The organism is Acidiphilium sp. 34-64-41 (genome assembly GCF_002282635.1).
In the GTDB taxonomy this organism is placed as follows: domain Bacteria; phylum Pseudomonadota; class Alphaproteobacteria; order Acetobacterales; family Acetobacteraceae; genus Acidiphilium; species Acidiphilium rubrum.
This window is the reverse complement of the sequence record NZ_NCJX01000015.1, coordinates 60582-67677: the sequence shown is the minus strand read 5'-3', so window position 1 is coordinate 67677 and position 7096 is coordinate 60582. Positions and strand designations below refer to the sequence as shown.

Here is a 7096-nt window from a genome sequence, read left to right as displayed (position 1 = left end):
TTTTCGACGTTCTGCAGGATGAGCTTTGCCATGATTGCCTCTATTTCACGGCGCCGAACGTCAGGCCGCGCACCAGGCGCCGCTGCGTCAGACTGCCGAATACGAGTATGGGAGCAACCGCCAGGACCGATGCGGCCGAGAGTTTTGCCCAGAACAGGCCTTCGGGCGCAGAAAACCGCGCGATATAGGCGGCGAGCGTGCCGGCGTGGGAGGCGGTGACGTTGATGCTCCAGAACGCCTCGTTCCAGGACAGGATCACCGAGAGCAGCGCCGTGGAAGCGATGCCGGGGCCGGAGAGCGGCAGCAACAGATGCCACATCTGCTGGCGTGGCCCGATGCCATCGACGCGGGCGGCTTCGAGAATTTCCCCTGGGATTTCCTTGAAGAACGAATACAGCATCCAGACCACGATCGGCAGGTTCATCAACGTGTCGAGCCCGACCAGACCAATCCTGGTATCCTGCAACCCGATCGTTTTCATGCCGAGGTAGATGGGCATCAGGACGCCGACGGCGGGGAGCATCTTGGTCGAAAGCATCCACATGAGCGTGAATTCGGTGCGTTTGGTTGGAAAGAACGCGAGCGCATAGGCCGCCGGAAAGGCGATCGCGATGGCGAGCACCGTGGAGCCGACGCTGACGATGACGCTGTTCATGGCGAACAGCAGATAGCCCGCATTGGCCGTGGCATCGAGAAAGCTCTGGATGGTCGGCGTAAACAGGATCAGCGGCGGAATGGCGATGGCCTGGCCTTCGGTTTTGAAGGCTGTCACAATCATCCACAGGATCGGGAAGAACATGACCAGCGCTGCGATCCATGCCAGGATGCCAAAGATGATCTGGCTCAATGCCGATTGTTTCATGGCTGCGCCCTCAAGCCTGGAGATTGCGCGAGACGGCGCGGATGAGGAACATTGCCAGCACATTGGCCAGCACGATGGCGAACACGCCGGCGGCAGAGGCGCTGCCGATCGAGAAGTCGTTCAGGGCCTTGATGAAGATCAGATAGGTCAACGTGGTGGTTGCATCACCGGGGCCGCCGTTGGTGGTGGTGTAGATCACCGCGAAGGCCGAGAGCAGGAAGATTGATTCCAGCATGATGACGATAGAGATCGGCCGCAGCAGATGGGGCAGTACGATGTAGCGCAGGCGAGCGAGGCCTTTGGCGCCGTCCATCCGCGCGGCTTCGAGCTGATCGGTATCGAGCGATTGCAGCGCGGTGAGCAGGATGAGCGTGGCGAACGGAATCCAGCGCCAGGAATAGATGATCACGACCGAGAGCATCGGCGCCGTGCTGAACCAGGCGATCGGGTGGAGGCCCAGCAGCGTCATGAACCAGCCGAACAGGCCACTGACCGGATCGAGCAGCAGGTTTTTCCAGATCAGTGCCGCGACCGGCGACATCACGAAAAATGGTGCGATCGCGAGCAAGCGCGCGATGTTGCGGCCGGGAAAATCGTTATTCAACAGCAACGCTATCAGCGTGCCGAACACGATCGAGGCAGCCAGAACGCCGAGCACCAGGACGACGCTGTTTTTGATGGCGACCCAGGTCGAGATGTCGGTGAACAGGTAGCGATAATTCAGGCCGCCGTTAAAGACGGCAGGCGGCGTCATCAGATTATAGTTTTCGAACGAGTAGAAGATGGTGCGCAGCAAGGGCAGGATGGACCATAGGAGCAACAGGATGACGGCCGGCAGCAGGAGCGGCAGCGTGTTCACCTGTCGCGCGCCGCGTCCGGACCGCACTTCGGTACTGATATTGGTGACCGCAACGCCCTGGTCCATCATCCCACCCTTTTCAAAGCATTGGCAGCGCCGCTTCGGGGCGGCGCTGCTGCGGTTGCCTGATTACTTGTAGCCAGCTTCCTTCATGGTCCGACCGGTAGCCGCCTGGGCTTGGGTCAGAGCCGCATCGACCGATTTCTGGCCTGAGAGGGCTGCGGCAAGTTGCTGTCCCACTTCGGTGCCAATTCCCTCGAACTGCGGGATCGCGACGAACTGAACGCCGGTGTACGGCACTTTCTTGAGTGTCGGATCGGTGGGATCGGCGCTCAGGATCGCCTTCTTGACCATGCCTGCAAAAGGCGCGGCCTTGATGTAGTTGGGGTTCGAGTAGGTCGAGATCCGGGTTCCCGGCGGGGTCTGCACCCAGCCGAAGGTCTTGCCGGCGAGCGCGATATAATTTTTTGATGTCGCCCACTGCAGAAACTTCATCGCATCGGCCTTATGGCGGGTGGTCTTGGGGATGGCGAGCGACCACGCCCAGAGCCAGTGAGCGCCCTTCGGGGTTACAGCGACCGGAGCATCGACCATGCCGACATCGGCGGCCACTTTCGAGGTTTTCGGGTCCCACAGCGAACCGGCCGCGACCGTGCTGTCAATCCACATGCCGCACTTGCCTTGGCTGAACAGAGCCAGGGTTTCAGTGAAGCCGTTCGACGTCACGTTGGGGGGGCCGTATTTCTTTTCGATGTTCACGTAGTAATTGGCGGCATTTTTCCAGGCCGCGCTATCCAGCCGCGGCTGCCACTTCATGTTGAACCAGCGGCCGCCGAAGGTGTTCACCAGCGTGTCGAAATACGCCATGTTTTCGCCCCAGCCCGGCAGGCCACGCAGACACATGCCATAGACGCCCTTGGCGGGGTCGTTCACTTTCGCAGCGTATTGCTCAATTTCCTTGTACGTCGGATGCGCCGGCATCGTGATGCCAGCGGCCTTGAACAGATCCTTGCGGTAATACGTGACCGAGCTTTCGGCGTAAAATGGCAAAGCGTAGAGCGAGCCTTTGTATGACAGGCCTTTGCGGACCGAGGGGAAGATGTCGGCGACATCGTAACTGGCAGGCAGACCCTTGATCGGTGCCAGCCAGCCGCTTTTGCCCCAGATCGGCACTTCATAGGAACCGACGGTGACGATGTCGAAATTGCCGGAATTCGTTGCGATATCGGTGGTGACCCGCTGGCGCAGCGTGTTTTCGGGCAGGACGACGAAATCGAGCTTGATGCCGGTTTCCTTGGTGAACTGCGGCGATAATTTCTGCATCTGCAGCATATCGGGATTGTTCACGGTCGCGATTGTCAGCGTCTCGGCGGAGGCACTGGACATCAGGCCCAATAACCCTGCCGCGATCCCGCCGAACGCGTAAGCGATATGTTTTTTCATCAAGCGTATCTCCCTCATTGAACGAACCTGGTTCATTTCATTTGTCTCGGCTTCACGCCGTTGCGGATCACGCGCGCCGGCGGCGCAGATCGAACCTGCGCAAGGGGGACCCAGAGGGTCAGTTCGAACGGAAATGGAAGCAAACGAGCAGCGTCCCCATCGGGTCGGTGCGGTTCAGTCGTTTCCTCGCGTTCGTCGTGCGCAGCTTGGCCGCGTCTTCTGAAACGCAGGTAGCTGACTTTCGTTTGGAAAGTCAATGGAATTTTTATATGCGATTTTGACGATAAATCGCCTGTTATTCAGGCAACCTGCCGCAATCCGGATCGCGGCAGCGACTCTGCCCGATCCAGCGGGCTTTCATTTCGAAACCTATAGACTTCACGCTAAATCGCTGGCATCGATGCGACATGGTTCGTCCGGAACGACAACGATGACAATCGGTGCGAAGAGCGCCGTGCTGCAGCGCCGGCTACAGATTGCCGACTGGATCAGGCAGCACGGCCAGATGCGGGTCGATGAGCTCAGCACGGCGCTGATGGTGTCCGAAGTGACCATCAGGAGCGACCTGACGTATCTCGAAGAACAAGGCTTGATCGTGCGGAGCTTCGGCAAGGCGATCGCCGCAAAATCGAATGCGCCGCGTGACCGGCCGGCCGGTATGACGCTGACCAAATCGTTGATCATCCCGATGCTGCGGCGCGCGCAGGGGTTGATCGGCGCGGACCAGACCGTACTGATCGGCCCCGGCCCCTTGGCCACGCAGATCATTCCGTGGCTTGCCGATATTCCGGGCATTGCTGTGCTGCTGACAAATGTCGAAGCAATTGCGCTGGCGCGCACCTGCCTTGATGCGCGAATATACTGTCTTGGCGGCGAGATTGGTGCGGAGAGCGGCAGTTTCGAGGGCGGCAATGCTGTGCGCAGCCTCGATCACTACCCGCTCGGATGGGCCGTACTCGACGCCGATGCGCTCTCCGCCGACGCAGCGCTTTTGTTGACCTCGAAGGCAGCAGAACGCCTGAGCGATGCGGCGGCCCGGCGCGCCGAACGCAGCATTGTACTGGTCGGCAATCCCGCGCTCTCGCTGGAGCGGCGGGCCGCCCAATTGCCGCTGGGCATTGCGACCGACATCATTCTGCCCGGACCGCCCAGCAATCGCGCACGCGACATTCTGCTGGATGCCGGGTTTCGCCCGATAGAGTCCGATGCTGGTGGCGAGGCGCATTTTTCCAATTTCGTCCGCACAACCGCCCGGCGTGTGCATAGTACGGGAGCCATGCCGTGATTGCGTTGCGATGGCCGGAATGATCGTGACTATGGGCGAAATCCTGGTCGATATTCTCGCGGAAGATCGGGGGCAGGGGTTTCGCGAACCAGGGCGCTTGCTTGGCCCGTTTCCGGGCGGCGCGCCTGCGACCTTCACCGCCCAGGCTGCCCGGTTGGGTGCTGATGCGGGGATTATTTCCTGCGTCGGCGATGATGATTTCGGCTGGTTGTGCGTCGACCGGCTGAAGCACGATGGAGTCGATGTCAGCGCCGTTCGTGTCGATCCCGACCAGGTCACCGCAAGCGCCTTCGTGCGCTATCGCGAGGATGGCGATCGTGATTTTGTGTTCAACCTCAAGCGCAGCGCCGCCGGGCGTATCTGCATCGACGCGGCGGCGCGCGGCATGCTGGCGCAATGCGCGCATTTTCACATCATGGGCACGTCGCTGTTTTCGTTTCACATTATTGATGAAATGAAAAAGGCGATCGAGCTTGCCAAGGCAAATGGCGCGGTCATCTCGTTCGATCCGAATATCCGCAAGGAAATGCTGACGATTCCGGAAATGCGTGCGGGGCTGGAATTCATGCTCGGCTATACCGATATCTTTATGCCGTCCGGGCCGGAAATCCTGCTGCCGACCGAAGCCCGCTCGGAACGCGCGGCGATCGAGGAGCTGCTCGGCATGGGCATCCGGATGGTGGTGCACAAGCGCAACCGCAAGGGTGTGAGTTTCCGCAGCCGGACCGAAAGTTTCGATCTGCCAGCCTTCGCGATCGAAGAGGCTGACCCGACCGGTGCGGGTGATTGTTTCGATGCCGCGTTCGTCACCTGCCTGCTGAACGGCATGACCACCGAGCGCGCGCTGACCTACGCCAATGCTGCCGGCGCGTTGGCGGCCTCGAAAAAAGGCGGCATGGAAGGGATCGAGGATTTCGCCACGCTCGATCGGTTTATCGCGACGGCGGCAACCATCTGATCACGGCCGGAGACAGGCAGCGATGAATTCTCTCGACAAGGACTGCGTCATCGGCATCGATGTCGGGACTGGCAGCGCGCGGGCGGGCGTGTTCAGCCTGGGCGGCGTGATGCGCGGCAGCGCGGTCCGCCCGATCCGCGCGTGGCGCCCGCGCGCGGATTTTATCCAGCAGTCGAGCGCCGATATCTGGGCGGCCGTGTGCGATGCGGTGCGCGCCGCGGTGGCGGCGGCGGGGCATGATATCACGGTGCGCGGCATTGGGTTCGATGCGACCTGTTCGCTGGTGGTGCTCGATGGGAACGCAGCACCACTCAGCGTCGATCCCGATGGCGCGCCCGAGCAGGATATCATTTTATGGGCGGATCATCGGGCGCTGGCGCAGGCCGATGCGATCAATGCCGGCGAGCACGACGTGCTGCGCTATGTCGGGGGTCGCATCTCGCTTGAAATGCAGATGCCGAAACTGCTCTGGCTGCGCGAGCACGCGCCGGAAACCTGGCGGCGCGCGGCGCATTTTTTCGACCTGCCGGACTACCTGACGTTTCGTGCCACCGGCGATGCATCCCGCTCGCTGTGTTCGACCGTGTGCAAATGGACCTATCGCGGCCATGAAAACCGGTGGGACGAGGCATTCATCCGCGCGATCGGGCTCGGCGACCTCGCCGATGAAGGGTTTGCCAGAATCGGCACCACAATCCTGCCGATCGGCACGCCGCTCGGCCGCGGGTTGAGCAGGGATGCGGCCGCGGCGTTCGGGCTGCCAGCAGGAATCGCGGTCGGCACGTCCGCGATCGATGCCCATGCCGGTGGAATCGGGGTGATCGGCGCGGCGTTCGATGGGGTCTCGCCCGACGATGCGGCGCTGCGCACGCGCCTTGCGCTGATCGGCGGCACGTCGTCCTGTCACATGGCGGTGACGCGGGACGCCGCCTTCGTGCCAGGCGTGTGGGGGCCATATTTTTCCGCGATGATCCCCGGGTTCTGGCTGAACGAGGGCGGGCAATCGGCGACCGGCGCGCTGGTCGATCATGTGATCGGCACGCACGCGGCCTATCCGGCGCTCGCCGAACAGGCAGGCGCTCGGGGGCAGACGGTTTATCGAGTGCTGAACGATATCCTGGAGGGTCAGGCCGGGGGGGCGGCGTTGGCACCGCTCACGGCGGATCTGCACGTGCTGGCGGATTTCAACGGCAATCGCTCACCGCGCGCCGATGCCACGCTGCGCGGCATGATCAGCGGCCTGACGCTGTCCGCCACGCCGGAGGATTGCGCGCGTCTCTATCTCGCGACGATCCAGGCGGTTGCCTACGGCACCCGCCACATCATCGAGACGATGAACGATAGCGGATACGCGATCGATACGATTTTCGCGACCGGTGGTGGCACCAAGAATCCGGTGTTTCTGCGCGAACATGCCGATGCCACGGGCTGCCGCATTGTTCTGCCGGCGGAGCCTGAGGCGGTTCTGCTCGGGGCGGCGATTCTGGGTGCGGTTGCGGGCGGCGCGTATCCGGATGTGCGGAGCGCGATGGGCGCGATGAGCCGCAGTGGCGAGGCGATCGCGCCGGATGCGGCGCTGCGGTCGTACCACGATCGCAAGTATCGGGTGTTTCGGAAGCTTCATGACGATCAGATGTCGTATCGGGCGCTGATGAGCGGTTAGGGCGCCGATCAACTTGATCGTTGCGC

At 61.9% G+C, this 7096-nt stretch carries 6 protein-coding genes; 3 read left to right on the top strand and 3 right to left on the bottom strand.

Annotation, left to right across the window (positions count from 1 at the left end):
- Positions 1-40 precede the first annotated feature (40 nt).
- From B7X49_RS04855 to B7X49_RS04845, 3 genes are all read right to left on the bottom strand, one after another.
- A complete protein-coding gene (locus B7X49_RS04855) occupies positions 41-862 on the bottom strand; it encodes a carbohydrate ABC transporter permease (protein ID WP_286704048.1) in 822 nt (273 codons plus the stop codon).
- 10 nt (positions 863-872) lie between these two features.
- On the bottom strand, positions 873-1787 hold the full coding sequence (locus tag B7X49_RS04850) for a carbohydrate ABC transporter permease (protein ID WP_051657316.1): 915 nt from the start codon (positions 1785-1787) through the stop codon (positions 873-875).
- Positions 1788-1850: 63 nt separating this feature from the next.
- Entirely contained in the window at positions 1851-3164 is a 1314-nt protein-coding gene (locus B7X49_RS04845; RefSeq protein WP_286704047.1) for a sugar ABC transporter substrate-binding protein, read from the bottom strand.
- Between the two features lie 430 nt (positions 3165-3594).
- On the opposite strand from B7X49_RS04845, the gene B7X49_RS04840 reads away from it, so the two are divergent.
- From B7X49_RS04840 to B7X49_RS04830, 3 genes are read left to right on the top strand one after another with little or no spacing between them, the layout of a single operon-like run.
- Complete coding sequence (locus B7X49_RS04840; protein WP_286704046.1) at positions 3595-4449, top strand: DeoR family transcriptional regulator; 855 nt, start codon at positions 3595-3597, stop codon at positions 4447-4449.
- A 10-nt stretch (positions 4450-4459) separates the two neighbouring features.
- Complete coding sequence (locus B7X49_RS04835) at positions 4460-5407, top strand: sugar kinase (protein ID WP_286704045.1); 948 nt, start codon at positions 4460-4462, stop codon at positions 5405-5407.
- Positions 5408-5429: 22 nt separating this feature from the next.
- Positions 5430-7070 carry an FGGY-family carbohydrate kinase gene (locus B7X49_RS04830; protein ID WP_286704044.1) on the top strand — a complete coding sequence of 547 codons (1641 nt, stop codon included), beginning with the start codon at positions 5430-5432 and terminating at the stop codon, positions 7068-7070.
- The last annotated feature ends 26 nt before the right edge of the window (positions 7071-7096 follow it).

Excerpts from the sequence above, each read along its gene's own strand:
- B7X49_RS04855 (WP_286704048.1), bottom strand. The coding sequence starts at position 862 with ATGAAACAATCGGCATTGAGCCAGATCATCTTTGGCATCCTGGCATGG.
- B7X49_RS04850 (WP_051657316.1), bottom strand. The coding sequence starts at position 1,787 with ATGGACCAGGGCGTTGCGGTCACCAATATCAGTACCGAAGTGCGGTCC.
- B7X49_RS04845 (WP_286704047.1), bottom strand. The coding sequence starts at position 3,164 with ATGAAAAAACATATCGCTTACGCGTTCGGCGGGATCGCGGCAGGGTTA.
- B7X49_RS04840 (WP_286704046.1), top strand. The coding sequence starts at position 3,595 with ATGACAATCGGTGCGAAGAGCGCCGTGCTGCAGCGCCGGCTACAGATT.
- B7X49_RS04835 (WP_286704045.1), top strand. The coding sequence starts at position 4,460 with ATGGCCGGAATGATCGTGACTATGGGCGAAATCCTGGTCGATATTCTC.
- B7X49_RS04830 (WP_286704044.1), top strand. The coding sequence starts at position 5,430 with ATGAATTCTCTCGACAAGGACTGCGTCATCGGCATCGATGTCGGGACT.